The 26,286-nt window shown below is 67.0% G+C and carries 26 protein-coding genes and 2 pseudogenes; 19 read left to right on the forward strand and 9 right to left on the reverse strand.

What is annotated here, in order from left to right; all coding sequences use genetic code 11:
* Window positions 1–19: 19 nt before the first annotated feature.
* Window positions 20–370: a hypothetical protein gene (locus I2456_RS14865; RefSeq protein ID WP_082952312.1), complete on the reverse strand. Its 351-nt coding sequence runs from the start codon at window positions 368–370 to the stop codon at window positions 20–22.
* 132 nt (window positions 371–502) lie between these two features.
* On the opposite strand from I2456_RS14865, the gene rbpA reads away from it, so the two are divergent.
* Window positions 503–838: an RNA polymerase-binding protein RbpA gene (rbpA, locus tag I2456_RS14870; RefSeq protein ID WP_068033001.1), complete on the forward strand. Its 336-nt coding sequence runs from the start codon at window positions 503–505 to the stop codon at window positions 836–838.
* Here rbpA and lnt read toward each other — a convergent pair.
* The 4 genes and pseudogenes from lnt to I2456_RS14890 form a co-directional block, all read right to left on the reverse strand.
* Window positions 795–3,454, reverse strand: a pseudogene (gene lnt / locus I2456_RS14875) (apolipoprotein N-acyltransferase). The gene rbpA and the pseudogene lnt sit on opposite strands and share 44 nt — an antisense overlap.
* Window positions 3,447–4,979 carry an amidohydrolase gene (locus tag I2456_RS14880; protein ID WP_085072969.1) on the reverse strand — a complete coding sequence of 511 codons (1,533 nt, stop codon included), beginning with the start codon at window positions 4,977–4,979 and terminating at the stop codon, window positions 3,447–3,449. Before I2456_RS14880 ends, lnt begins: the two are co-directional and overlap by 8 nt.
* A gap of 116 nt (window positions 4,980–5,095) precedes the next feature.
* The gene (locus tag I2456_RS14885) at window positions 5,096–5,383 is read right to left on the reverse strand and encodes a hypothetical protein (RefSeq protein WP_085072965.1); all 288 of its coding nucleotides are present in this window, start codon (window positions 5,381–5,383) and stop codon (window positions 5,096–5,098) included.
* 7 nt (window positions 5,384–5,390) lie between these two features.
* On the reverse strand, window positions 5,391–6,104 hold the full coding sequence (locus tag I2456_RS14890) for a GAF and ANTAR domain-containing protein (protein WP_085072964.1): 714 nt from the start codon (window positions 6,102–6,104) through the stop codon (window positions 5,391–5,393).
* A 131-nt stretch (window positions 6,105–6,235) separates the two neighbouring features.
* Between I2456_RS14890 and I2456_RS28910 the strand changes: the two genes are divergently transcribed.
* Window positions 6,236–6,370 (forward strand): hypothetical protein, encoded by a 135-nt coding sequence (locus I2456_RS28910; RefSeq protein ID WP_255322646.1) that lies wholly within the window; start codon window positions 6,236–6,238, stop codon window positions 6,368–6,370.
* Here I2456_RS28910 and I2456_RS14895 read toward each other — a convergent pair.
* Window positions 6,367–6,849, reverse strand: coding sequence for an FxsA family protein (locus I2456_RS14895; RefSeq protein WP_085072963.1), 483 nt, complete (start codon window positions 6,847–6,849; stop codon window positions 6,367–6,369). The genes I2456_RS28910 and I2456_RS14895 overlap by 4 nt on opposite strands.
* Before the next feature lie 72 nt (window positions 6,850–6,921).
* On the opposite strand from I2456_RS14895, the gene I2456_RS14900 reads away from it, so the two are divergent.
* Window positions 6,922–7,617, forward strand: coding sequence for a dienelactone hydrolase family protein (locus tag I2456_RS14900; RefSeq protein WP_085072962.1), 696 nt, complete (start codon window positions 6,922–6,924; stop codon window positions 7,615–7,617).
* A gap of 14 nt (window positions 7,618–7,631) precedes the next feature.
* Here the strand turns inward: I2456_RS14900 and I2456_RS14905 are convergent, their stop codons facing one another.
* Both I2456_RS14905 and cobN read right to left on the reverse strand, forming a co-directional pair.
* The gene (locus I2456_RS14905) at window positions 7,632–8,027 is read right to left on the reverse strand and encodes a PPOX class F420-dependent oxidoreductase (RefSeq protein WP_085072961.1); all 396 of its coding nucleotides are present in this window, start codon (window positions 8,025–8,027) and stop codon (window positions 7,632–7,634) included.
* Between the two features lie 10 nt (window positions 8,028–8,037).
* The gene (cobN, locus tag I2456_RS14910) at window positions 8,038–11,610 is read right to left on the reverse strand and encodes a cobaltochelatase subunit CobN (RefSeq protein WP_085072960.1); all 3,573 of its coding nucleotides are present in this window, start codon (window positions 11,608–11,610) and stop codon (window positions 8,038–8,040) included.
* A gap of 46 nt (window positions 11,611–11,656) precedes the next feature.
* On the opposite strand from cobN, the gene I2456_RS14915 reads away from it, so the two are divergent.
* Window positions 11,657–12,478 (forward strand): SDR family oxidoreductase, encoded by an 822-nt coding sequence (locus I2456_RS14915; RefSeq protein ID WP_371869928.1) that lies wholly within the window; start codon window positions 11,657–11,659, stop codon window positions 12,476–12,478.
* Between the two features lie 5 nt (window positions 12,479–12,483).
* Here I2456_RS14915 and I2456_RS14920 read toward each other — a convergent pair whose 3' ends face one another.
* On the reverse strand, window positions 12,484–13,401 hold the full coding sequence (locus I2456_RS14920; RefSeq protein ID WP_085072959.1) for an SDR family NAD(P)-dependent oxidoreductase: 918 nt from the start codon (window positions 13,399–13,401) through the stop codon (window positions 12,484–12,486).
* A 120-nt stretch (window positions 13,402–13,521) separates the two neighbouring features.
* On the opposite strand from I2456_RS14920, the gene I2456_RS14925 reads away from it, so the two are divergent.
* From I2456_RS14925 to I2456_RS14990, 15 genes and pseudogenes are all read left to right on the forward strand, one after another.
* Entirely contained in the window at window positions 13,522–14,367 is an 846-nt protein-coding gene (locus I2456_RS14925) for a helix-turn-helix transcriptional regulator (protein WP_085072958.1), read from the forward strand.
* A gap of 79 nt (window positions 14,368–14,446) precedes the next feature.
* Window positions 14,447–15,838, forward strand: a complete 1,392-nt coding sequence (locus I2456_RS14930) for an HNH endonuclease signature motif containing protein (RefSeq protein WP_241007716.1) — start codon at window positions 14,447–14,449, stop codon at window positions 15,836–15,838.
* Window positions 15,744–17,111, forward strand: a complete 1,368-nt coding sequence (locus I2456_RS14935; RefSeq protein WP_241007848.1) for a recombinase family protein — start codon at window positions 15,744–15,746, stop codon at window positions 17,109–17,111. Before I2456_RS14930 ends, I2456_RS14935 begins: the two co-directional genes overlap by 95 nt.
* The gene (locus I2456_RS14940) at window positions 17,108–17,464 is read left to right on the forward strand and encodes a hypothetical protein (RefSeq protein ID WP_085073162.1); all 357 of its coding nucleotides are present in this window, start codon (window positions 17,108–17,110) and stop codon (window positions 17,462–17,464) included. The genes I2456_RS14935 and I2456_RS14940 overlap by 4 nt, the downstream gene beginning before the upstream one ends.
* 473 nt (window positions 17,465–17,937) lie before the next feature.
* Window positions 17,938–18,525 (forward strand): annotated as a pseudogene (locus tag I2456_RS28495) (AAA family ATPase); the annotation flags it as partial.
* A 186-nt stretch (window positions 18,526–18,711) separates the two neighbouring features.
* A complete protein-coding gene (locus I2456_RS28500) occupies window positions 18,712–20,013 on the forward strand; it encodes a DNA primase family protein (protein WP_169717183.1) in 1,302 nt (433 codons plus the stop codon).
* 129 nt (window positions 20,014–20,142) lie between these two features.
* On the forward strand, window positions 20,143–20,475 hold the full coding sequence (locus I2456_RS14950) for a hypothetical protein (protein WP_139823052.1): 333 nt from the start codon (window positions 20,143–20,145) through the stop codon (window positions 20,473–20,475).
* 187 nt (window positions 20,476–20,662) lie between these two features.
* The gene (locus tag I2456_RS14955) at window positions 20,663–21,445 is read left to right on the forward strand and encodes a hypothetical protein (RefSeq protein ID WP_085073157.1); all 783 of its coding nucleotides are present in this window, start codon (window positions 20,663–20,665) and stop codon (window positions 21,443–21,445) included.
* Window positions 21,442–21,900: a helix-turn-helix domain-containing protein gene (locus tag I2456_RS14960; protein ID WP_085073156.1), complete on the forward strand. Its 459-nt coding sequence runs from the start codon at window positions 21,442–21,444 to the stop codon at window positions 21,898–21,900. The genes I2456_RS14955 and I2456_RS14960 overlap by 4 nt, the downstream gene beginning before the upstream one ends.
* Window positions 21,897–22,478, forward strand: a complete 582-nt coding sequence (locus I2456_RS14965) for a hypothetical protein (RefSeq protein ID WP_241007717.1) — start codon at window positions 21,897–21,899, stop codon at window positions 22,476–22,478. Before I2456_RS14960 ends, I2456_RS14965 begins: the two co-directional genes overlap by 4 nt.
* Window positions 22,479–22,495: 17 nt before the next feature.
* Window positions 22,496–22,876 carry a capsid cement protein gene (locus I2456_RS14970; protein WP_085073155.1) on the forward strand — a complete coding sequence of 127 codons (381 nt, stop codon included), beginning with the start codon at window positions 22,496–22,498 and terminating at the stop codon, window positions 22,874–22,876.
* Window positions 22,877–22,896: 20 nt separating this feature from the next.
* Window positions 22,897–23,781, forward strand: coding sequence for a major capsid protein (locus I2456_RS14975; RefSeq protein ID WP_085073154.1), 885 nt, complete (start codon window positions 22,897–22,899; stop codon window positions 23,779–23,781).
* 21 nt (window positions 23,782–23,802) lie between these two features.
* On the forward strand, window positions 23,803–24,276 hold the full coding sequence (locus tag I2456_RS14980) for a phage protease (RefSeq protein WP_085073153.1): 474 nt from the start codon (window positions 23,803–23,805) through the stop codon (window positions 24,274–24,276).
* A gap of 552 nt (window positions 24,277–24,828) precedes the next feature.
* Window positions 24,829–25,965: a hypothetical protein gene (locus I2456_RS14985; RefSeq protein ID WP_139823051.1), complete on the forward strand. Its 1,137-nt coding sequence runs from the start codon at window positions 24,829–24,831 to the stop codon at window positions 25,963–25,965.
* Between the two features lie 19 nt (window positions 25,966–25,984).
* Window positions 25,985–26,161 carry a hypothetical protein gene (locus I2456_RS14990; RefSeq protein WP_163703845.1) on the forward strand — a complete coding sequence of 59 codons (177 nt, stop codon included), beginning with the start codon at window positions 25,985–25,987 and terminating at the stop codon, window positions 26,159–26,161.
* Window positions 26,162–26,286 lie beyond the last annotated feature (125 nt).

Genomic DNA, 26,286 nt, shown 5'->3' on the forward strand with positions numbered 1-26,286 from the left:
TGGCGCGACTTTACCCTGGCTAGACGCCGACCCGCCGCCACCCGTCGGCGGCCCTGGCCGCCCGGATGAGCTCCTCGCACAGCGAACGCAGCTCCGGCGCCGCGGCTCCTTCGTCCAGCGCGGTGGCGACGTCTTCGGCCGCGCATCGGACTTGATAGACGCGATCGGCCAGGTCGGCCGCCTCGTCGGAGGACAAGACCACCGCGTCGGCGGGCAACGCGGACACTTCACCGCGCGCCACGAGGGCCCGCTGCTCGTATGCGCGCTGCCGGCACGACTGGCGGCAGTACTGGCGGCGTCGGCCCATCCCGACGTCACTCACGTCGCGGCCGCACCAGCGGCACGGCTGGGGACGGGCTCGACGAGTCACGCCTGCCGACTTTAGTCCGTCGCCGCTCGCGATCCCGGTATCATTGATAGTCGCGTCGTGCAGTGCGCGGCCGGGAACTATGCGACGTCTCTTAGCGTTTGCTTATGCGAAGAGTCAAAAGGAGTAGCGGATATGGCTGATCGTGTCCTGCGAGGCAGTCGCCTCGGAGCTGTGAGCTATGAGACCGACCGTAACCACGACCTTGCACCGCGTCAGATTGCGCGGTACCGCACCGAGAACGGCGAAGAGTTCGAGGTGCCCTTCGCCGACGATGCGGAGATCCCCGGCACCTGGCTGTGCCGCAACGGCATGGAAGGCACCTTGATCGAGGGTGACCTACCCGAGCCGAAGAAGATCAAGCCGCCGCGGACCCACTGGGACATGCTGCTGGAGCGTCGTTCGGTCGAAGAACTCGAAGAGCTGCTCAAAGAGCGCCTCGAACTGATTCGGTCCCGCCGCCGCAGCTGAGCCGCGCTATCCGGTGCGGGCGGCTCCGGTCCGATTGCTTTTGCCGGATCGCCGGCCTTCGATGCCCCACCGGGTCACCTTGACCAGCGCCTCGCGAATGTTGGAGCCGCTCATCTTGGATACGCCGATCTCGCGTTCGGTGAAGGTGATGGGCACTTCTACCACGGTGAAGCCGCCATTGACCGTGCGCCAGGTCATCTCGATCTGGAAGCAGTAGCCCTTGGAGTCGACGCCGGTCAGGTCGATCGTTTCGAGCACTTCCCGGCGGTAGGCGCGGTAACCGGCGGTGATGTCGTGGACACCGATGCCCAGCGCGAGCCGCGAGTAGGTGTTGGCCGTCTTGGACAAGGCGAGGCGCCGCCATGGCCAGTTGCGTACCGTTCCGCCGTAGACGTATCGCGAACCGATGGCCAGGTCTGCTCCGGCGTCGACGGCGTCGAGCAGGCGGTACAGCTGTTCGGGTGCGTGACTGCCGTCGGCGTCCATTTCCACAAGAACCGAGTAGTCGCGGCTCAGACCCCAGCCGAAACCTTCCAGATACGCCGCGCCCAGGCCGTTCTTGGCCGTGCGGTGCAGCACGTGGGTGCATGTGGGGTCGGCAGCGGCCAGCTCGTCGGCCAGTTGGCCGGTGCCATCAGGGCTGTTGTCGTCGACGACGAGCACATGCACGTCGGGACTGGCGTCTTTGATGCGCCGGTAGATCAGGGGCAGGTTTTCCCGTTCGTTGTAGGTCGGGATGATCACCAGGACGCGCTCGCTGGGACGGTTGCCCGGGACCTGGGGCGCAGGCTGGCCGGTGGTCATGTAGCTCCTTTATGTCGCCCGCTTGGACCGGCGGCGAGACGGACGCGGGAACCACCCATTCTGCCGTATCGCGACGAGGATGACCGCTCCAGCTGCCCCGGCCAGGATCCATTGCAGCACCGGCGCCCACCTGGTGGCGGGGGTGAGGCGCGTCTTGAGGCGCACCTGGATGTCGAGGTAGGCGGGCACGAAGAAGTCGGTGCGGACGAGTTCGGCGCCGTCTGGGGCGATGACCGCGCTGATGCCGGTGGTGCCGGCGACGATGACGTACCGGTCGTGTTCGACGGCTCTCACCTTGGCGAAGGCCAGCTGTTGTTCGCTCATCGTCCGGTTGAATGTGGCGTTGTTGCTGGGCACCGTCAGCAGTTGCGCACCGTTGAGCACCGACGTGCGCGGCGCGCGGTCGAAGATCACCTCCCAGCAGGTCGCGACTCCCACGGGCACGCCCGTGATGCGCACGACGCCATCTCCCGGACGCGCCACGATGTGGCCGGCGCGGTTGGCGTACCCGGAGAGGTGCCGGAACAGCCACGGCATGGGCAGGTACTCTCCGAAGGGCTGCACGATGGCCTTGTCGTGCCGGCCGGCCGGCCCAGTGACGGGATTCCAGACGATCACCGTGTTGGTGAACTCCGGCGCATCGTCGGGGCGCCCGGGTACGTCGAGGACGGTGCCGACCAGAATCGGCACTCCCACGGCCGCGGCCGCCAACGAGATCTGCTGCCCCGCGTCGGGGTTGATCAGCGGATCGATGTCGGAGGAATCTTCGGGCCAGATGACGAATTGCGGTTGGGGGGCGGATCCGGCGCGGACGTCTTCGGCCAGCCGAATGGTCTCCCGTACGTGGTTGTCCAGGACCGCCCGGCGCTGCGCATTGAAGTCCAGCCCCAGGCGCGGCACGTTGCCTTGGACGACGGCGACAGTGACCGGCGGTTCACCACCGGATCCGGCTCCGGCGTGGCGGACCTGTGGCCAGACGATCACCGCGCCGAAGAACACCAGGCAGATGCAGATGGCCGGCAGCACGACTGCCGGCGGTTTTTCTGCGGCTTCGGCTTCCTTGTTCGGGCCGGTGCGCAACCACTTCTCGATTTCCAGGGCGATCGCGGTCACACTGGCGCCGAGCAACACGATGGATGCCGACAGCAGCGCGACACCGCCGAGCTGCACCAGCGGCAACAACGGGCCCTCGGCCTGGCCGAATGCCACCGAGCCCCAAGGGAACCCGCCGAACGGGAAGACCGACTTCAGCCATTCCTGGGCGGCCCACAACAGCGCGAACCAGATCGGCCAGCCTGGCAGTCGGCGTACCACAACGGCGCCCAAGCCGAATAACCCGGGGAACAGCGCGCACGCCGTCGCCAACACCAACCAGGGCGTGGCGCCCACCAGAATGCTGATCCACGGCAACAGCGGCACATAGAACGCCAGACCGAAGACGAAGCCGTAGCCCAGTCCGCCCAGCGGTCTGGTGGCGCGGTGGGTCAGCACCCAGCTCAACAGCGCGATGGAGACGATGGCGGCCCACCACCAGCTCATTCTCGGGAAGCTGGCATACATGAGCCAGCCGGCTAGGGCGCTGACAGCCAGCCGGGTCAGGCGGGGTCGCAGCGCGGCCCACAGGACCGGCAGCCCGCCTCGTGCCGCGCGGGCCAGTCGCGCCGGCGCCTTCGGCGAACCGGAAGCGTCGTCCTCAGGCGCAGCCGCGCCGGTTTGCTCGGGTTCGGGTGCAGGCGCGGGTGCTTGCGCTTCGGGCTCGGGTTCGGCGGCAGCCGCGCGTTGCGCTCTGCGATCGAGCCGGCGCTTAGCCATAGATGACCGCACCCCGGTGCACGGTCTGGCGGCACCGCGGCAAAGCGTCGGTCGGGCCGAGCCGCGGGAGGGCGGGGACGCGGGACCGCGGGTCGGTCGACCAGCGCTGCACGGCGTCGCGCGGTGCGCTGACGTCGAAGGCTTCGGCATCCCATACCGCATAGCTGGCCGGTGCTCCCGGCGCCAGGGTGCCGGCGTTGCCGTCGCGGACGCCGCAGGCCCGCCACCCGCCGCGCGTTGCGGCAGCGAATGCAGCCCGCGCCGACAGGCCGCTGCCCGGGGTGCGGTGGTGGACCGCCGCGCGCACGCTCGCCCACGGCTCGAAGCCGGTGACCGGCGCGTCGGAACCGAGGGCGAGGGGCACGCCTTGGGATGCTAACAGCGCCAGTGGATTTAGCCGCTGACCTCGATCCCGGCCGAGGCGTTCGGCGTACATACCGTCGTCACCGCCCCACAGCGCATCGAAGTTGGGCTGCACGCTGGCGATGACGCCCCAGGTTCCCAGCTTCGCCGCCTGATCGGCGGTGACCATTTCCACGTGCTCGAGCCGGTGTCCGCGACCCGCAACGGCCACCACCCCCAGGTCTGCCACCACCCGCTCTATGGCGGCGACTACCGCCGATACCGCGGCATCGCCGATCACGTGGAAGCCGGCGGTCACGTCGGCCTCCGTGCACGCTCGCACATGCGCCTCGATGGCGTCGGGTTCGATATGCCGCGTGCCGAAGCAGCCGGGGGCGTCGGCGTAGGGCTCCTGCAGCCAGGCGGTGCGCGAGCCCAGGGCCCCGTCGATGAACAAGTCCCCAGCCAGCCCGTGGGCGCCCGTCTCGGCGATCAGCGTGCGGGCCTGCGCGGCGGTGGTGACCGCCTCACCCCAGTAACCGATGACCTGCACGCCGCGGTCGACGGCACGCAGCTGCAGCCAGTCGTCCAGGCCGCCGATCTCCGGTCCGGCGCATTCGTGCACCGCCACGATTCCGGCCGCGGCGAGCGCCTGCAACGCCGCGGTGCGGGCTTCGGCGAGCTGCGCGCCGGTCAACAGGTTGCGGGCCGCCGCGCGGACGAGGTGGTGTGCCGCGCCGGTCAGTGGATGCTCGGCGGCGAAGCCGGCCGTGGTCGGCAGCTCGCGGGCCAGCCGCCGCAGCGCTGTGGAGGCCAGCGCCGAGTGCACGTCGACACGAGCCAGGTAGGCGGGACGATCACCGAGGACGGCGTCGAGGTCCGCGGTGCTGGGTGCGCTGCGGTCGGCCCACGCCGACTCGTCCCACCCGTGACCCCACAGCGGCCGGCCGGGGTGGGCGGCGGCATAGTCGGCGACCAACTGCAGGCAGTGCGCCCGCGAGGTGGCGGGCCGCAGATCGAGCCCACTAAGCGTCAGACCGGTAGCGCTGAGGTGAATGTGACTGTCTACGAACCCGGGCGCCACGAATGCGCCGTCGAGATCCTGTATTTCCGCGTCGGGGAATTGATGGCGGCCGACGTCGTCGCTGCCCAGCCACGCGATGACGTCGCCGCGCACCGCCATCGCAGTCGCATCCGGGTGAGTTGGGCTGTACACGCGCCCGTTGACCAGCAGCTTGGTAGCAGTCGCCGTCACAGGGCAAAACTACGCGGATCTTGCTGCCCAGCGGGCGACCGGCGTCAGAAGTTTTCTTCGCAGCTGCCGTTGCTGCCGGCGGCGCGATGGAAGTCGTCACTGTAGGGGGCGCGGGGCGGCGCGATCTCGTCGAGGCGCTCGTTGATGGCCTGCGCCAGCATGTCGTGCTGGATGGGCGGCAGAGCGATGGCCCCGTTGAGATACGCGTCTAGTTCGAAGCGACCGATTTCTCCACCCAGGCTGAAATACCGCAGCCACAGCTCGTCGACGGTGACGTCGGCCGCCTCGAACGAGTCCCGGAATTGCTGATTCAGATCGCTGTATTCGTCCATGAGCCAATTACGCATCCGCCGGCGAGGCGACGATTCGTGCCGCGACCTCGCTCACGAGCTGCCCGGTACGGTGCGACTCCGCCGCCAGCTCGCGAAAGGCCTCGTCGGGGTCAATCCCTCGGCGTGCCATGACGATGCCGCGAGCCATCGCGACGAGGTCGCGGGATCGCAGCGTCTTCTTCAATTGGTCACTGATGTGTTCGGCGGCCCGAACGGTTTGGACGTTGCCGACGAATATGGCGGCCTGTTCGGCGAAGCGCCGCAGCAGGTCGGCATCGCGTTCGTCGAATGCGTTGACGGCAGTCGAATAGACCTTGATCGCACCCAGTGCACTGTCGCGGTTGATGAGCGGAGCGCTCAGAAACGAGCGCATGCCGAATTGATGCGCGCGGGGTGTCCAGGCCGGCCAGCGTTGCTCGTCGCGCCCGTCGGAATGCAGCACGGTGCGCTCGCGCCACGCAGTCAGGCAGGGCCCCTCGTCGAGCTCATACTGCAGATCGTCGAGCTGCTCCACCAGCGGATCTGTCGCGGCGGAGGTGATCCGCCGTCCGTCGGCGTCCAACAGGCTTATGCCGGACCCGGCGGTACCCGCGAGGGCGTCCGCTGCCAGCGACGTGACGGTCGACAGTGCGGTCGCGACGGTCGCTTCGGTGAGCAACATCCCCGATACGCGAGCGAAAACTCCCACCAGCTCCTCCCCGAGGCCGGAATCTGCCGTCATTGAATGTCACCTCCGTCACAGTGCGCCGTCGACAAGCCGCAGCAAGGACTACCACTCCTGCACCTGCCCAAACGTTGCCGCGTTCGCTGGTCGTATTGGGGGTAGTCCTTCGATCGACAAAGGAGGTTGTGATGCCCAAAGAGTCAGAGACTTCGGCCGACGAGCCGAAAGGCGGTCGCCCCGGTCCAGCCGATCACGGTCGCGAAGGCGGGATGGCGACCCGTGAGCAAGCGCCCGAACTCACCGATCCCGAGCGCGACGACTAGCGACGCTCACTGCCGCGGGGCAATCCGGGCGATTCCACGTCGACGACGTCGATGACCTCACCGTCGATGTAGTCCCGGCCCGCACGGCCAGTCGGCGCGTCGGCCGGCAATGGGACGCGGCGGCGGAAGGTCCGCCCCAGGACGGCGGTCAATCCCGGCCGGGCGGCGGCCCGGATCGGCGGCATCAGCAACAGCAAGCCCAGCGCGGTGGTCACCACACCCGGTAAGAGCACCAACCCGGTCGCAACCGCGACCATGGCGCCGTCGCCTAGCGCACTGCGCGGATCCTTGACACCCGAGCGCAACTGCATGACCTGGCGACTGAGCTGCCAGCCACCCATCGGGGCCCAAAGGACCAACCCGAAGACGAATGCGCCCAGGAGCACCACCAGGGTCCAGCCCACACCGATCGTCGCCGCCAGCCCGACGAGCGCCATCAGCTCGACGACGGCATAAACAAGAAGTAGCCGACCTACCATGTCAGCCCAACGTCTGCGGGCCTCGTCGGAGTTCCGCGCACGATCGCGGCACGGCTGCAGTTAGATGACGCTATGACGACGATCGATATTCAAGCTCCGGCCGGCCCGATCGACGCGCTGCTGGACGTGCCCTCCGGGCAGGGCCCGTGGCCCGGCGTGGTGGTGGTTCACGATGCCGTGGGTTACGCGCCGGACAATGCAGCGATCTCGCGGCGTATCGCCCAGGCCGGTTATGTGGCGCTGACGCCCAACATGTATGCCCGAGGCGGCCGGGCACGGTGCATCCCCCGGGTCATGCGGGAGCTGATGACCCAGCGGGGTCGAGCGCTCGACGACATCATGGCCGCCCGGGACCACCTGCTGGGGATGCCCGAATGCACCGGGCGCGTCGGCATCGCCGGGTTCTGCATGGGTGGCCAGTTCGCATTGGTGTTGTCGCCCAACGGTTTCGGCGCGTCCGCGCCGTTCTACGGCACTCCCCTGCCGCGGCACCTGAGCGAGACACTGGATGGGGCGTGTCCGATCGTGGCGAGCTTCGGCACCCGCGACCCGCTGGGTATCGGGGCGACCAAGCGGTTGCGCGCGGTGACGGCCGCCAAGAACATCACCGCCGACATCAAGGCGTACCCGGGCGCCGGCCACAGCTTTGCCAACAAGCTGCCCGGCCAGCCGTTGATTCGCATCACCGGCTTCGGTTACAACGAAGCCGCCACCGAAGACGCGTGGCGACGGGTGTTCGCGTTCTTCGGCGAGCACCTCGCGGACTGAAGCGGCTGGGACGACTAGTTCTGGGCCAGTTTGAGTTCCAGGCCGACGTTGTTCTCCATGCCGCCGCGTAGCTTGCTGAGGAAGTTGAAGACCTTGCCGACGATGCCGTAGCGCTTGCCGATTGCGTCGTAGACGGCGGCGGTCTGGGACTTGTCCAACACGGTCGCGGTGGCCTCGACGGCCTCGCTGGTCGGGCGGCCGTTCATGGTGCACGTCGCCAGCGTCACGCGTGGGGTATTGCGGATGCGCTTGACCTTCCAGGACTTGGCTTGCGTGATGACCAGCAGCCGATCCCCGCGCTCCTTGTCCAACGCCGCCCAGATCGCGGTCGGCTTGGGCCGCCCGTCTTTGGTGAAGGTGGTCAGCAAGATGTATTGGGCGTTGGCGAGGTCGGCGAAGGTGGGTGTCACGGTGCCAAACCTAGCCCTCCAGGTCACCTTCGGTTTCCAGCAGCGCCTGACGCAGTCCGTCGAGAGTGTCGGGTTGCGGTTCGGCCCACATGCCACGACCGGCCGCTTCCAGCAATCGCTCAGCCATCCCGTGCAACGCCCACGGATTCGATTCGGCCATGAACTTGCGATTCTCCGGGTCGAGCACATAACGATCGGTGAGTTGTTCGTACATCCAGTCGGCCATCACGCCGGCGGTGGCGTCGTACCCGAACAAGTAGTCGACGGTCGCTGCCATCTCGAACGCGCCTTTGTAGCCGTGCCGGCGCATCGCCGCCATCCAGCGCGGATTGACCACGCGGGCGCGGAACACACGGGTGGTTTCCTCAGAAAGGGTGCGGGTGCGGATGGCGTCGGGTCGGGTGTTGTCACCGATGTAAGCCGCGGGTGCTTGCCCGGTCAGCGCGCGCACCGTGGCCACCATGCCGCCGTGGTACTGGAAGTAGTCGTCGGAGTCGGCGATGTCGTGTTCGCGGGTGTCGGTGTTCTTGGCGGCCACCGCGATACGCCGGTATTGGCGGTTCATGTCGTCGACCGCTTCCCGGCCGTCCAGGTCGCGGCCGTAGGCGAATCCGCCCCAGGCGGTGTACACCTGCGCCAGGTCGGCGTCGTCGCGCCAGTTGCGGCTGTCGATCAGCTGCAACAATCCAGCGCCATAGGTGCCCGGCTTGGAGCCGAAGATCCTTGTGGTGGAACGCCTGTCGTCGCCGTGCTGGGCCAGGTCGGCTTGGGCGTGGGCGCGCACGTAATTGTCTTCCGCCGGCTCATCCAGGGCCGCGACCAACCGCACCGCGTCGTCGAGCATGGTGACCACGTGCGGGAAGGCGTCGCGGAAGAAGCCGGAGATGCGCACGGTCACGTCGACACGCGGGCGGCCCAGTTCGGGCAGCGGAATGGGGGTGAGGTCGACAACTCGCCGGGACGCGTCGTCCCACACGGGCCGGACACCGAGCAGCGCAAGGACTTCGGCGATGTCGTCGCCCGCGGTGCGCATCGCCGAGGTGCCCCACACCGAAAGCCCGACGGACTGCGGCCACTGCCCGTGGTCCTCGCGGTAGCGGGTTAACAGCGAATCAGCCAGTGCCACACCGGCTTCCCACGCCAAGCGGGATGGGACGGCTTTCGGGTCGACCGAGTAGAAGTTGCGTCCGGTGGGCAGCACGTTGACCAGGCCGCGCAGCGGTGACCCCGACGGTCCGGCCGGAATGAAGTGACCGTCGAGCGCCCGCAGCACTTGGTCGATCTCCGCGGCGGTGCCGGCGAGTCGCGGCACCACCTCGGTGGCGGCGAACCGCAACACGGCCGCGACTTCCGGGTTGGCGGTGATGCGTTCCACGGCATCGGGATCCCAGCCGCTGGCTTGCAGTTGCCCGACCAGTCCCCGCGCTGCCGCCTCGATCTGATCGACCAACGTCCGCTCGTCGGTGCCGTCTTCGCATAGGCCCAGTGCCTGCCGCAGACCCGGCAACGCGTGTTCGCCGGCGAACAGTTGCCGCGCCCGCAAGATAGCCAGCACCAGGTCGAGTTCTTGCTCGCCCTGCGGTTTCTGCCCGAGGATGTGCAGCCCATCGCGGATCTGAACGTCCTTGATCTCGCACAACCAGCCGTCGACGTGCAACAGCATGTCGTCGAAGGTGTCTTCGGCGGGACGCTCGGTCAGTCCGAGATCGTGGTCCATCTTGGCGGCCCGGATCAGCGTCCAAATCTGCTGACGGACGGCGGGCAGCTTGGTCGGGTCCAGCGCGGCGACGTTGGCGTGTTCGTCGAGCAGTTGTTCCAAACGCGCGATGTCGCCGTAGGTTTCGGCGCGGGCCATCGGCGGGATCAGGTGGTCGACCAGTACCGCGTGGGCGCGTCTCTTGGCTTGGGTGCCCTCGCCGGGGTCGTTGACCAGGAAGGGATAGATCAGCGGCAGGTTGCCCAGAGCGGCGTCGGATCCGCAGGCCGCCGACATGCCGAGCGTCTTGCCCGGCAACCATTCCAGGTTTCCGTGCTTGCCCAGATGCACCACCGCGTGGGCACCGAATCCGGCATCCAACCAGTGGTAGGCGGCCAAATAGTGGTGGCTGGGCGGCAGATCCGGGTCGTGGTAGATGGCGACCGGATTCTCGCCGAAGCCGCGGGGCGGCTGCACGATCAGCACCAGGTTGCCCGCTTGCATTGCGGCGATGACGATTTCGCCGTCGGGGTCGTTGCTGCGGTCGACGAACAGCTCGCCCGGCGCCGGGCCCCAATGCGCGCTGACCGCGTCGGTGAGCTCGGCCGGCAGGGTGGCGAACCACTGGCCATAGTCTTTGGCCGACAATCGGATCGGGTTTCCAGCCAGCTGCCCCTCGGTAAGCCAGTCGGGGTCCTGACCGCCTCGTTCGATCAGCGCGTGAATGAGCGCGTCACCGTCGTTGGCTTCGATACCCGGCAGCTCTGCGACCTGATACCCGCGCTCACGCATGGCCCGCAGCAGCGCCACCGCGCTGGCCGGGGTGTCCAGGCCCACTGCGTTGCCGATGCGGGCATGCTTGGTCGGGTAGGCGGAGAACACCACGGCCACCCGCTTGTCTTGGACCGGAATGTGCCGCAGTCGGGCATGCCGCACCGCCAACCCGGCAACGCGTGCGCAACGCTCGGCGTCAGCGACATAGGAGATCAGCCCGTCACCGTCAATCTCTTTGAAAGAGAACGGCACAGTGATGATGCGTCCGTCGAACTCGGGCACGGCGACCTGGCTGGCGACATCAAGCGGGCTCAGACCGTCGTCGTTGTCGCACCACTGGGCCCGCGAGCTGGTGAGACACAGACCTTGCAAGATCGGAATGTCAAGAGCGGCAAGGTGTTCCACGTTCCAGCTGTCGTCATCACCGCCGGCGGACGCCGTTGCGGGTTTGACTCCCCCGGCGGCCAGCACGGTGACCACCATGGCGTCGGCCGCACCGAGCCGGTGCAGCAGTTCGGGTTCGGCGGTGCGCAGCGACGCGCAATAGACGGGCATCGGCCGTCCGCCCGCGTCTTCGATGGCCCGGCACAGCGCTTCGATGTAGGCGGTGTTCCCGGCCAGATGCTGGGCGCGGTAGTAAAGCACGGCGATGGTTGGGCCGGTGGTCTGTGGTTGGGGCCGCTCGAGTTCTCCCCAGGTCGGCGTGACGGTCGGCCCGGTGAAGCCGAAACCGGTCATCAACACGGTGTCGGTGAGGAAGGCGTGCAGTTGGCGCAGGTTGTCCACACCGCCGTGAGCCAGATAGATGTGAGACTGAACGGCGATGCCGGCGGCGACCGTGGACATTTCGGTCAGCTCGGCGTCGGCGGCTTGTTCACCGCTGACCAGGACGGCGGGTACGCCGCTGGCCAAGACCGAGTCGATGCCGCTTTCCCAGGCCCGATAACCACCGAGAATGCGCACCACCACGATCGATGCGCCCGCCAGCAGATCTGGCAGCTCGACCTCCGAAAGCCGTGCCGGGTTGGCCCACCGATAGTTCTTTCCGCTGGACCGGGCGCTGATCAGGTCGGTATCGGAGGTCGACAACAGCAAGACGGACGGCTCAGCCACCTACCATTCCTACCGCAACCGCTCCGCATGGGTAATGATGAGGGCTGTGTCTGTTGCCGAGAAGGTGGTTGCCGTCACGGGTGGAGCGCGCGGGATCGGTTTGGCCATAGCCGCCGCCCTGCACGGTCAAGGCGCCAAGGTGGCGATCGGTGATATCGATGAAGCCGCCGTCGTCGAGAGCGGTAGCCGGCTGGGACTGCCGGTCAGCCGAAGCCTGGACGTGACCAATCGCGGATCCTTCACCGAGTTTCTGGATGACGTGGAAAACCAGCTGGGTCAATTAGACGTCCTGGTCAACAATGCGGGCGTCATTGCGGTGGGCGACGCGGCCGAAGAGCCCGACGCCGTCACCGAACGCTTGCTGAAGGTCAACGTCTTCGGCGTCATCCTGGGCACCAAACTGGCTGCGCAACGCATGCTGCCCCGCCGTCAGGGGCACGTCATCAACATCGCCTCACTTGGCGGCGTGCTGCCGACCGAGGGTATCGCAACCTATTGCGCCACCAAGCATGCCGTGCTCGGCTACACCGACACCGTGCGGCTGGAGAACCGCGGATCTGGCGTGCACTTCTCCTCGATCATGCCCACGTTGACCAACACCGAGATGACTGCCGGCATCGGACACGCCAAGGGCTTCAAGAACGCCGAGCCCGAAGACGTCGCCCGAGCGGTGGTGGAGGTGATCGCCAAACCCCGTCCTCGTGTAATCGTGCCGCGCACAATCGGTTTCACGGTGTCGGCGCAACAGCTGTTGCCCCGCGGGCTACGAGAGGCGATGGGACGAGCGTTGGGCACCGGCCGGGTATTCACCAGCGACGTTCAAGTCGAAAAGCGCACCGGGTATGCCCGGCGGACCGGTACGTCCTGATCTGTTCACACGGCCGCGGTCAATCGCTCGAGCGCCTGCCACAGCTGCGCCTCCCGTGCGGGATCATATGACTCGTCCGAAGACCGGATTACTTTCCCGCGGTCCACGTATGACCCGGACGCAGCGTCGATTTTGCCCAGCACGACGTCTGCCAGGTACTGGCCGGCCGCCCGCCGGCTCGTGGCGACCGGGGTCACAGCCAGTGCCGGCAGGATCCGGCGCACCACGAACCGCGACAACGGATCGGCGTTGCGTGCGAGCCCGGTGTTCGGCACGAAACCTGGGTTGTACGAGACGATGTCGACGCCGGCGGGCAACCGGCGCGCGTACTCGTGCACGAGGTAGATGACCGCGAGCTTGCTGGTCGAGTACGCCGTGCGTCCGGCAGCAACGCTCGCCGGGCTGGGGAACGCGTTGATACGCGCCAGGGTCTCCGGCGCTTGCCAGTTCGGTGCCGGCACCAGACCGAGGTTGTGTTTGAAGTCCCCGAAGTGGGTGTCACTGGAGGTGATGACGATGCGGGCGGGCGGCTCGAAGAGGTCGGTCAGCGCCGAGATGAGCACATGATTGGCCATTACGTTGAGGGCGAAGGTGGCTTCGAACCCTTCGGGCCCCTCGGTGGTGTCGTTGGGGTATTGGATTCCCGCGTTGCCGACGAAGCCTTTCACAGGGGGCAATTGACCGTGCGTGAGATTGTCGCGCAGCGTTGCCGCTGCCGTGCGGGTGCTCGCCAGTGACGATAAGTCGGCTTCGATGTGTGCGACGGTATGTCCGCGGCGTTGCAGATCGCGGACCAGCTCGGCTCCACTTTCACCGCGGGCCAGTACCAGCAGGTGAGCGTCCTTGTCTTCGGCGAGAATGCGTTCGGCCGCGACGCGCCCGATGCCGCGAGTCGCTCCGGTCATGACGATGGTGTGATTCATGGTGTGCTCCTTTCCATTTCACTCGAGCATGCGGTGCGGGCGGTGGTCCTGCCAGGTGTTGCCGAGAGGGGGACTGAGAGTACCTATGCTGCAAGGCGCCGTTGCGCCGATAATTGCTGTGTGACATTCGGCGAACTACTGCGGCTGTGGCGGGACCGGCTGTCTCCGCAGGAGGTCGGCTTGACCGTCGCGCTGCGGCGGCGCGCGCCGGGGCTGCGCCGCGAAGAACTCGCCACGCTCGCAGGTATCTCCGTCGATTACCTGCTGCGGCTGGAACAAGGCAGGTCCAGCCACCCGTCGCCCTCGGTGGTGGCGTCGCTGGCCCGGGCGTTGCAGTTGTCGCGCAGCGAACGCGATCAACTTTTCGCGAGCGCGGGGCTGTTGCCGCCGCGGGACGGCACCATCGACACCTATCTGCCGCCGGGCATTCAACGCCTGGTGCGCCGCTTGTCGGACATCCCCTGTGCGGTGTTCTCCGCCGACTGGACCTTGCAGTGGTGGAACGACATGTGGGTCGCCCTGGCCGGTGATCCGGCGCAATTACCTCCCCGGGAGCGCAATGTCGCCCGCGCCATCTTCGGTGACGGCCCGGCGCGGGCCTTGTTGACGTCATCGCACTCCCCCGCTGCGGTGAGTGACGGAACGTTCGAGAACGCGATTCTGGCGGACTTGAAGGCGGCGTCGGCGCGCTACCCGCTGGATCCGGGTTTGTCGGAGTTGGTACGTGAATTGAGGACTGTGTCAACGGATTTCGACGAACGGTGGCGAGCGGCTTCGCCGGCTGTGCACACCACTCAATGCAAGACGATTCGGCATCCGGAGGTCGGCGAGATCAGGGTTGACTGCGATGTCCTCGACATTCCGGGTGCTGACTTGCACCTGGTGACCTACACCGCAGCCGCAGACAGCAGTGACGCCGGCAAGCTCGAGCTGCTGCGGGTGACCCGCGGGGTGACGATCTCGTAGTTGTCCACAGTTGGGCGTCTGTGCACAGGCGGTCGTCGTGGGGTTCTTCGTTTCGGCGCGGGCGACTAGAATCGCACATATGTTCGATGGAGACCTGCCTGATCTGGCTGCGCTGGCGGGCGCCGACGATGCGACCCTGGTTGCGGCCATCGCCGGCTGGGCTCGGGTGGAGGCCGCCGCGTCGGCGCGCCGGCTGGCGGCCATCGCCGAACTGGTGCATCGCCACGCTGACGGCCCTACCGATCTCGCACGGTGGTCCTGCGACAATTGGGACGCGATGGCCGCCGAAGTGGCTGCGGCACAAGGTATCAGCCATGCAATGGCGTCCGGTCAGATGTACCTCGGCTCGGCACTACGGACTCGACTGCCGAACGTGGCAGCGCTCTTGGCGGACGGCACGATCAGCGCTCGACTTGCCTCAGCGATCGTGTGGCACACCGATCTCATCAAAGACCCGGAAACCTTGCAGCTGGTGGACAAGACGCTGGCCGAGGATGCGAGACGGTACGGCCCGTTATCCGCCAACAAGACCGCCCAGGCCATTGATGCGGTGGTCGATCGCTATGACCCGCAGGCGCTTCGACGCACCCGCGCCGCAGCGCGTAGTCGCGACTTGGTGATCGACTCTGCCCACGACGAATCGGGCACCACCACACTGTGGGGGCGGTTGTATTGCACCGACGCCGCGACACTGGATCGGCGCCTGCACCAGATGGCTCACGAGGTCTGCGACGACGACCCACGCACCATCGCTCAACGTCGCGCCGACGCGCTGGGCGTCTTGGCTGCCGGCGCTTTACGCCTCACCTGCGCGTGCGACACCCCCGACTGCCCCGCCCGAACCGACTGCGACGATCAACCAACCGGTGTCGTCATCCACGTCGTCGCCGAGGCCTCCGCAGTGGAAGCCAAGACCGATGCGCACCTGTCGGGTGAGATCAAGTCCCAGACACCCGAGCCGGAGCCGCCACTTCCGGCTGGGGCTGCGAAGAATTGGACCACCGCTTTGATCACCAGTGGCGGCACGGTACCGGCGCCGCAGTTGGCCGAGTTGGTCCGCCGAGGGGCACGACTTCGGCCGGTTCAACATCCTGGCAGCGAGGTCGTGGCCCAATCCCAATACCGGCCCTCGAGGGCGCTGGAAGACTTCGTGCGTTGCCGTGACCTGACTTGCCGCTTCCCTAACTGTGATCGCCCAGCCGAATTCTGCGACGTCGACCATACGATTCCGTATCCGCTAGGCCCGACGCATCCGTCGAATCTCAAATGTTTGTGCCGAAAACATCACCTGATATCCGTAGTACATTTTAAGGATGCGCCAAGCTACCGCCATCTACACCCGTATCAGCCTGGACCGTTCCGGCCAACGCCACGGCGTGACCAGGCAACTCGAGGACTGCACCGCACTGGCCGAACGCCTCGGCTGGAACGTGGTGGCCCGCTTCGACGACAACGACCTATCCGCCTATAACGGCAAGACGCGGCCGCAGTTCGAGGCGCTGCTGGATGCGATGAAGCGCGGCGAGATCGACTCGCTGATCTGTTGGCACCCCGACCGCCTCTACCGGCGTCTTGCTGACCTGGTGCGGTTGCTGGACGTGGCCGCCGGGGTGGAGATTCGCACCGTCAACGGCGGCGACATGGACCTCTCCAACGCCACCGGGCGCATGCTGGCCACCATCATCGGCAGCGTGTCGACGCAGGAGTCCGAGCACAAGGGTGAGCGGCAGCGGGCCGCGGCCAAGCAGTTAGCCGCGAGCGGCGCACCGAAGTGGCGGCGCGCCTTCGGCTACATCGGTGACACCTACCAACCCGATCCTGCGGTGGCGCCGCTGGTGCGTGAGGCGTACGCGGCGGTCCTTGCCGGGGCCTCTCTCGGCGACGTGTGCCGGATGTGGAACGACGCGGGCGCGCTGACGCAGCGCTGGGTGAAGCCCAAGAACGCCGACGGCCAAACGATCCGCGACGCGCAGCCCGTAGTGGAACGGCGCAAGTGGACGCAGCCGCAGGTCTCGAACTTTCTGCGCAAGCCCCGCAATGCCGGTTTGCGGGACCACAACGGTGTCGTCGTCGGCAAAGGCACGTGGCCAGCGCTGGTGGACGAGGACACGTGGCGCGCCGTCCAAGGCGTGCTGGAAGCGCCCGGACGGGCACCGGGCCGCAAGACGGTGCGCCGCCACCTGTTAACCGGCGTGCTGCAATGCGGCAAGGACGGTTGCGGCGGCTACCTGTCCGGGATGCAGACCCTCGACAAACGAATCACCTACGCGTGCAAGACGTGCCGCGGGGTGTCGGTGCGCGCTGAGCACGTTGAGCCGCTGGTCTACGGCGTCGTAGCGGGGCGGTTGGCGCAGCCGGACGCGGTGGACCTGTTGAAAGCCGAACTGCACGACACCACCGAAGCGGAGCGGCTACGCGGTGAGCGGGCGACGCTGCTGGCGCGCCTGGACGACATCGCCATCGAACGGGCCGACGGCCTGATCGACGGCAAGGGTTACCGCGCCATGACCGATCGCATTAACGAGCAGTTGGCCGGCATCGAGCGCCGCCAGCACGATCAGGAACGGTTGCGCGTATTCGACGGATTGCCGCTCGGGACACCAGAAGTCGCCGAGCGGGTCCGGGCGCTGTCCGCGGACCGCCTGCGCGCGGTCATCGACGTGTTGGTGGAGTTCGAAGTTGCCCCAGTTGGCAAGGGCGGCAAGGTGTTCAATCCCGAGAGAGTGAAGGTGAACTGGAAATGAGCGACGATGACGTACACCTTATCGAGGTTCATTGCGACGGCGCGCCGGGTGCGCCCCACACACGGCTGTACGTGGCGCGGATGGTGCGAACACTTCGCATGGACGACGCGCGCGGGTGGGCTGTTGCACGCGACGGCGGTCGTGGACACGGAGCCGACCAGAGCGGCCAAGGACGTGACCGGATTGATTTGAGGTGCGGTAATGGCGGTTGCCGCCTCAGCGCCCAGGTCGTCTTCGACGAAACCCGCGAGACCCGCGCGCACGCCCGCATGGTGGAGGCGCTCGATGCCTGGGCGGCTACAGGTCAGACGGAACTTCCTCTACATGCGATAGCTGGTATCGTTTCCCGTTAGCGCGGGTAACGCCGCCGGTCGGAAGCAATTGCCGATCAGCCGCTGACGCGTTGAAATCCCTCTCATCGGAGGGGCCACTTCTTGTGCCCCTTGGGAGTTCCCTCCGATGCCTGTGCCCACTTCGCCGCAATCGCGGTCCGCTCGCGCCAGGTTGGCGCAGTCTGCCCACGCCACTGGGCGAGATTCGGCCGAGACGACTGAGGCGCGGCGCGACTTCGCCGCAGCTCGCCTCGATGACTACATACGCGACACCCTTGCGAAGGCGCCGCCGCTCACAGATGCCCAGCGGACGAAACTTGCCCAGTTGCTGAAGCCAGCCCGCACCGCCGCGTTGGGTGGTGCGCAGGCGTGAATGAACGAAAAAGCCTCCCAGAACGGGCATTCGGGGAGGCTTCATCACAACAACTGCACACTGAGCGTACCGCCGGGACGCTGTTAGGCCGCAGCGCCGGAACAGCGCAGCGAGGTCGGCAATGAGTGCGGCGCTGATAGCGATTGCAGAGGCGTTGCGCAGCAACGGAAAACACGTCGTTGAGCGCGGTGATCAGCTTGCCGCGCAGTGCCCTGCTCACGACGACAGCAACCCGTCGCTGTCGATCAAGCAACGCCGTGACGGCACAGGTGTGGTGGTGTACTGCCACGCCGGTTGCGACCACCGGGACATTTTGGGCGCCATCGGGCTGACGGACCGCGACCTTTTCGACGAGCCGCGTATCCGTGCGGCGTACAACCCAAGCCGCACCTACACCTACACCGATGGACGGAAGGTGCACCGAAAGCCCGGCAAGAAATTCGCGCAATCCGGTAACACCAGCGGCCGCGCGTTATACGGCGTGGACAACATCGGTGCGCACGGCACCGTGTACGCCGTCGAGGGCGAGAAGGACGTCGAGGCCGCAAGGGCGGTAGGTGCAGTCGCGGTGTGCGGCGCAATGGGCGCCGGTAAAGCCCACAAGTTCGACTGGACGCCACTGCGCGACCATCCGGTCGTGATCGTCGCCGACCGCGACGAGCCCGGCCGCCGGCATGCCTACCAGGTAGCCGAGCAACTTCAAGGCATCGCCGCATCGGTGCGCATCGTGGAAGCCAGGGCTGGCAAGGATTTGGCGGACCACATCGCCGCCGGGTTGGGATTAGACGACCTCGTGGCAGTCGAAGAGGCCCGCAATGGTTTGCCGGTCGGCGACAGCGGGCAAGCGCACGGCATCCGGGACGCCGAGCAGGCCAAACATTCCGGGCAGGTGCGCATGGCGTACCTGTTGGCCGCGGCCTACGAGAACAAGCTGCTACACGTCCACGGCATCGGCTGGCATCAGTGGGACGGGCGACGGTGGGCAGCCGACGACACCGGGGCCGCCCACCGCGCCGTTCTCGATGTGCTGCGGCGAGCCTTGGCAGAGTCGCTGGGCGATAGGGAGTTGCGGGCGGACGTGCGCAAGTGCGAATCCGCTGCCGGGCTTGCAGGTGTGCTGGAGATCGCCGCTGCGCTAACGGTTTTCGCGGCCACCGTGCGCGACTTGGACGCCGACCCATATCTGCTGAACACCGCCAACGGCACACTTGATCTACGCACGCAGGAGCTTCGGCCGCACAACCCGGCCGACCGCATCACAAAGGTGTGCCGCGGCGCGTACCACCCCGAGGCGGCACAACCAGCAGTGTGGGAGGCGTTCCTGGCGCGGGTGCTACCCGATGGGGCTGTACGCGGATTCGTGCAGCGCCTGGCCGGGCTTGCGCTGCTGGGCGAGGTGCGTGAACACATCCTGCCCATCTTCACCGGCACCGGCCGCAACGGGAAAGGCACCCTGTACAAGGCGCTGTTGTACGCGCTGGACGATTACGGTCACGTGGCTGAACCGGATCTGTTCATGCACCGCGAAGGGGCGCATCCCACCGGCCAGATGGACCTTTTGGGGCGGCGCCTGATAGTGGTGTCGGAGTCTGACCGCGACCGCCGACTGGCCGAGGCCACCATGAAGCGGCTGACCGGGGGCGACCCCGTCACCGCCCGCCACATGCGCCGCAACTTCGTCACCTTTACCCCGTCGCACCTGCCGATCCTGGTCACCAACCACCTGCCGAAGGTGTCCGGTGACGACCCGGCCGTCTGGGCGCGTATCCGCGTGGTGCCGTTCGCCGTCTGCATCCCCAGCCACGACCAGGACACCGAACTGGACACAAAGCTGCACTGCGAAGCTGACGGCATTCTGTCCTGGGCTGTCGCGGGCCTTGCCGACTACCTTGCCTGGGGCCTTGACGAACCCGAACAGGTGCGCACGGCAACCGACGACTACCAGTCCGAGAGCGATGCGGCGCGCCGCTTCATAGCGGAAGAGTGCGTGACGACGAGTCCGGCGCTCAAGGCAACCACCGCGCAGCTTCACGAGGCCTTCGAGCGGTGGCGGGTGCGTGATGGCGCCGAGGCGATGTCGCAGCGGGCGTTCGGTTCAGCGCTAGACCGCCTTGGCTACCAGGCCGGGCGTCCTACCAACGGCAAACGATGGCGCACCGGAATTGCGGTGAAGGTGAGCGACGATGAAGGCGAATAGCACGCAAAGTACGCAATTGGGGGTTCACCAGTACGCGCGCGCCTATGTCGTCATACAGAAATTGCGTGCTTTGCGTACTGCCGCAGGTCAAAGGCCCGAGGGCGGCCAGCGCAGCGGCGAGCGTGTGCGGTGAGCATGCCCGGTGGCCGCTGGGTCAGCACGCAGGACTGGGCTCGCATCGTTGCCGTTGCGGGCTTGGCCGCGGGAGCGGAGCCCCGCGAGGTGGCCGCCGCCCTGGAGGGCCGTACTGGCCGTGGTGCGGCGCAGGCGGCGCGGGCGGCGCGCGCGGCAGCCATTCGTGCTTGCCGCGGCTGCGACCCGTCAGGGTGGCGTCTGGGCGCGGATGGAGTGCCGTTGGACCCGGCCGTGCGCTGCGGCCACAACGCCGCCGACCCGCCCGTCGCGCGCGATCCCAGCGAGCCGCTACACGAGCACCCCAATGCCGGTGCGGCATGCGGTTGACCGTCCACGGCGGCGACTACGCGGTTGCGGTGGTGCCCAAGCTCCGCACACGCCGCGTGAGCATCCGCGCGGGGCCGGTGATCCTGACGGTGTCACCGGCCGAAGCGTTCGCATTGGCCGATGCACTAGTCGAGGCAGCCGAAACACTCCGCAGCACAACCGTTCACGGCACAACACAGGAGGGAAAATGAGCGAGGTAAGTAGCGGCGAACCGGCCGACGATGACGAGGCTGTGGTGGCGCGGGTGGCTGCCCGGATGCGGAACCGGCCGCGGAAGCCCGTCAACCCGGTCACCGACGCCGACCCCGCCGATGTGCGGCGGCAGGTGCGCGCCGATGCCACGGCTGCCATGGCCCTGTGGTTTGGGCTGGCTGGCCTTGATGTGGGCTTCGCGGCAGCTGTGGACCATGCCAGCACGCCGTGCGAGTGCTGCCCGGACGATGTTGGCCTGGCGTCAATGCCGTACGAAGTGTTCCGCGCCGCGGATGTGCGTTTGGTCGGTGACGCCCGCCGGGTGCTGGACGATGCCGTCATTCGCGGCGCCGCTGTGGTGCTGCCGACGTGCTGTGCCCGTGACCGCCCGCAGGTCGAGTTGCTAGTGTGGCGCATCATCAACCGGCTGCGCGACCTGCTGACCGACCACCAGCGCGAAGACCTGCGGGTGCGGTGCACAGGCGGCGATGACGACTTTGAGTTACGTTGTCTGCGTGCGGGTTACGTGCTAGCAATTGCACAGATCACCGACGCTGACGACATGGCATCGGCTGCCCATGACCTGACCGTGCGCGAGTGCCGCGAACAGCCGTTCGGCGGTCTGACGCCCCGCGGCGTCTGGTGCGTGGCCGCTCCTGCGGTAGCGCGCATGGCCTCCGACCTTGCACCCGATGCCCTAGTGGCGTTGTTGCAGGCGGAGTTGGTGCGCCTCGATTCGCTGATGGTTTACCCCGATGCCGATGTGGGTGCGCGGTGATTCAGCGGCTGGCCGGTGTGTACCTCGATGCCTATGACGGCGCGTTTGTTGTGGAAGCGCTGGACCGCTTGGCGCAGTTGACGGCTGGGCCGACCCCGGCGCGCCTGGAGTCGGTGACGGCGAAGCTGCGCCGCGCTGTGCGCCACTCGGCCGAACCGCCAGCACAACCACCAGTGCCCGATTCGGTTGCTGAGCAGCAGCATTCGGCGCAACCGCCAGAAACAACCGCCAGTGTGCGTGCACTGCAACGTGATTCGGTGCACGCTGGTCCGCATGTCACCGGCACCATGGGCACCGGCCAGGCCGCACGCCTCCTCGGCATCTCAGCCAACGGGGTCCGCGACCTTGCCCGCCGCGGCCGCCTACCGGCCAGCCGCACCGGCACCCGCTGGCAGTTCGACGCCGCAGCCGTCACCGCTTTTAGCCAGCGGAGGGCCGCGGCGCAGGGCAGGTGAGCGTTGTGCCTAACCTGCGCACCATCCGCGGCGTGGAGTTGATGCGGGTCGGAACGTGGCAGACCGCAAGCCACCCCGATGGCTGGACGGTGACGGCCGACGATCTGGCCGCCGTCGTCGCCGCGCACGCCGCGGGTGTGCTGCCGCGGGCTCGGCTCAAAATCGGGCACAGCGACCCCCGTTTCGACGGCGGTCCCGCACTTGGCCGCGTCGATAACCTGCGCCTGGCCGATGCCGGTGCGACGTTGGTCGGCGACTTTGTGGACGTGCCAGCCGCCATCGCCGCGCTGCTGCCGCACAGCTATCCCTCGCGGTCGGTGGAGGCGTTGGTGGATTACACCGCACCCGATGGCACTGTGTGGCCGCTGGTGCTGACCGCGGTGGCGCTACTCGGTGCCACCGCGCCGGGTATCGAGACGCTGGCCGACATCACCGACTTGTACGGCGTCGCAGCAGCATCAGCGCGCCGCCTAGTGCTGGCCGCACCACCGCGCGGCGAGGCGACCAGCCAGCGTGCCCGCGCTGTCGCGGTGGCACGTGCCCGACGCACCCGCAGCACCCGAACCCTGGCCGTCTAACCCGGAAGGACACCCGCATGTCGACTACCCGCATCAACCCCTACTCGTATGCCCCCGGCGCGAACATCACCGGCGAAGCCACCGCCACCATCAGCGCCCGCAAGTTCGTCAAGATCAGCGGCAACCGCACCGCCGCAGGCAACCTCGCGGTAGCGCCAGCCGCAGCAGGGGACCGCGCGTTCGGAGTGGCCGCCCACGACGCCGCGACCGGTCAGTTGGTGCACGTGGCCCGCGGCGGCGTCGTCAAAGTCCTTGCCTCCGGGGCCATCGCCGCCGGTGCCGCCGTCCAGGTCGGCGCAGGGGGTGCAGCCTCAACCGCCGCGGCGGGCGTCGTGGTCGGGTTCGCCGTCACCGGGGCCGCCGACGGCGCCGTCGCCGAAGTGGCGTTCTACGCCTAACCGAAAGGAACCGAACCGCCATGACTTCACCGCTCATCCCCACCCTGTCCGGGCAGCAGTTGACCGTCGATGCCGCGCTCAAGCATCCGTCAATCATCCAGACCCGCATCGCCAAGCTGGCCGACAAGCAACTGCTGCTCGGCAAGTTCTTCCGCCAATTGGGAACGCAGGTGCAGGGCGGCGCGCTGCTCTACAGCACCATCACCGCCGCCGACTACTACGCCGCAGGTGGCATGGAGAAGCGCACACCGGGCGCGGAGTACGCCGTCATCGAAGGCGTGGCACCCGAGCCGCGGCTAGCACCCGTGGAGGACTGGGGCGCCAAGGCCATCCTGCCTGCCGAGGCGATCTTGCGGAATGACGCAAACCTGTTGGACAACACTGTAACTCAGCTCTCGAATACCCTTGCTCGTAAGTTGGATACCCGTGCGGTGGCCGCCCTCCAGGCCGCCAGCATCGGCAGCCTGGCACCCGCGGCCGGATGGGATGACCTGGTCATGGTGGGGCCGCTGGATGCCATCACCCCATCGGCAGACCGGCCAAGTGCCCACTGGGCCGAGGCGCAAGAGATGGCCGATTTGGAAGAGCTTGGTGTGCAACACGATTTGCTCATTGTGCACCCAGAGCAGGCCAAGCAGCTACGCGTCGCCTACGCCGAGAACCTGGACGCCGCACTGGAATCCGCGGGCTTCACCAACGGCATGTTCGCCAACCCCCGCATCCCCATCGGGCAAGCTTTCGTCCTCGAACAGGGCGCAGTGGGCACGGTCGGCTTCGAACTGCCGCTCACCGTGGACATCTGGGAAGAGAAGGGCACCCGGTCGTGGGTGCTGCAGGTCTACGCCGTGCCCGCCATGGCCGTCGACCGGCCCTACGCCGCCAAGAAAATCACCGGCCTCAGCTAGCCCAGAAGGGAAACGCACACCATGGCACTCACGCTTGACGACACCCAGACCGCGGCGCTACTCGACGCACTGGGCCTACCAGCCGACACCGACGACGCCAACCTGGTGGTGGACACCGCCAAGGACCTCGCCACCCAGGTCCAGGGCCTCGACACCGCCAAGGCCAGCGCCGTCGTCGCCGCAGCCGCACGGCACGGCATGGAGGTCATCGACAAGCCCACCGCCGACGCACTGCGCCGCGACGCCCAAGAAGGCAGACGGGTCATCGCCGCGGCAGCCAAGGCCAAAGTCGAGGCCGCCGTTGACCACGCCATCGACACCGGCCGCATCATGGCCAGCAGCAAGAAACACTGGATCACCCTGTGCGAAAACGACGAAACGATGCTGCCGCACCTGGCCTCCATCGCACCCGGCACCGCCGTCCCACTCAGCGAAGTCGGGCACAGCGCCGACGCAACGCCCGACCCCAACCCATCCGGCCAGTGGTTCTACTGACCACCTAGACCGCGCTGCCGGGTGGGTGCAACAGCCCGCACACACCCCGGCGCGGCGTGGGCAGGCGCCCCGGTTCCGACTCGTCCTTGGCTGCCGGGGCGCCGCCCACGACCCCCGAGACGGCGGCCCAGGCCCGCGGTGGGCGCCCAGACAGCCAGCAGCCAGCGGGCCGCGGCCAGCCCTCGGCTCGGCGGCACACCGATGCCACCCACCCCCGAAAATCTTCGGCTCCCCCCTCGGGGTGGCTCCCACGGGGTAGCCATGGATTTTTTGCGCGGCTCGAAAAAGATCGGGCTCGAAGCGCAACGAGTGCCGTCTGATGGCGGATGTAGCGTTTGGGCTGTGATGTGACGAATCCCCGATTCGGGGGCGAAGTGGAGCACCGTGACTGTCCCGAGAAACCGATTTGACGAGACCTGGCATCGGCTACGCGATTGGACAGGTGGCCAATCCAAGTCCGAGATGCTGGCGTGGCAGGTGATTGGGGCTGAGGGCTACACCCGTATTGACCCGGCACATACACACGGAGGCCCTGACGGTGGTGGGGACGCCATGTGTGAGCGGGATGGCGAGACGTGGGTGATGGCGGCCTATTTCCCGTTAGGTCAGAAGACGCCGGCCACGATCAAGAAGAAGCTGTTGCAAGACATGAAGGGCGCGAAAGCCAAGGGCGGGGTGGGCATCGCGTTCGTCACCAATCAGGAGATCACCCTGGCGGAGCGCGAGCAATGGGAGCAATTGGACCCTGACCTCAAGGTCCACCTGTTCCATCTGTTGAAGGTCACCCAAATCCTCAACGAACCTCAGTACGCCCGGACCCGCGAGGAGTTTCTCGATATCGTCGCCGGCCCCCCGCCGATGCTAATCAAGGCGTCCATACTTGGGCCTGCTCATGCATTCACTGATGACAGGGTTGTACTCGAAACCTTCGTGAAGATGTATGAGCAGCGGATTCGAAAACGGTCCGATAAGGGGCATGCGCGCGTTCGCGCCGAACGCGAAGCGAAGGAACGCGCCGAACGCGAAAGACGAGAGCGCGCGGCCGCGGCCGCGGCGCGCGAGGCGGCGGAGGAGGCGCAGCAGGAAAGGCTGCGGGAACTCGGGCCAAAGAGGCCGTGGGATCTAGCTGGTACCCCCATCCCACGGATGACCGACATGCTCGGTCAACGTCCGTATTACAACCTTGGTCAGGTTCAAGGCCGTGACTCTCTGATGGACGACGCCAAACGGGAGGAACTGCTGTACAAGACGCTGGGGATCAATCCGCCGACGCCGCCACAGCCGCTGGACGAGGCGCAGATCACGGAAAGGGTAGCCGCATACCGGGCAGGCCTAGAAGCGCGCTGGCCCGCGTGCCGGGACTACCTCGCTGGTGTCGCGTGGCCGGGCCTGCGGTTTCGGATCAAGAACGAGGCAAGAAGTTTCCTCAACGATGTACAGGTCATCCTGACCTTCCACGGGGCACGGGGTGTCAACTTCGAGGATCTCGAAGGCTTTCGAATTCGACAAGGTTCCGGACCCGAGTTGGCAGCGTCCGGTGGACCCGCTGTTCTATACCGCACTGCCGGCTATGCCCCGGCTGGCCCCGCCGTCGGACTACCCAATCGAATGGCGGCACAACGACGACGGGGACCTCGAAGTGACGGTCACGTTGCCGCAGCTAAGGCCGCATCCAGAGTGGCGAAGTGACGAGTACGGAGACGACATAGTGGTTGTTGTGGACCCCGGTCTCGAGGCCGACGAGATAGCAGTCACATACACGGCCACCGCCCATAGCTACGGCGACGTGTTTGAAGGCGAGCAAATTGCTCTGCCCGTCGAGAAGGAACCCATGCTTGACGTGCTGCGTCGGGTGATTGCCGCGACCAGGGATGATGACTCCTGATAGTGAGGTGGGCGGCGCCGCGTTTGTATGCGTGAAATGTACTTCGCGCCGCTAGTGCCATCATCTGCTCAAGACCTTTTGGACGGCTTGGCGCGACGAGCAATACCCCGACGGCACCGTTGTGT

Origin of the sequence: Mycobacterium kubicae, assembly GCF_015689175.1 — a bacterium.
Lineage (GTDB): Bacteria > Actinomycetota > Actinomycetes > Mycobacteriales > Mycobacteriaceae > Mycobacterium > Mycobacterium kubicae.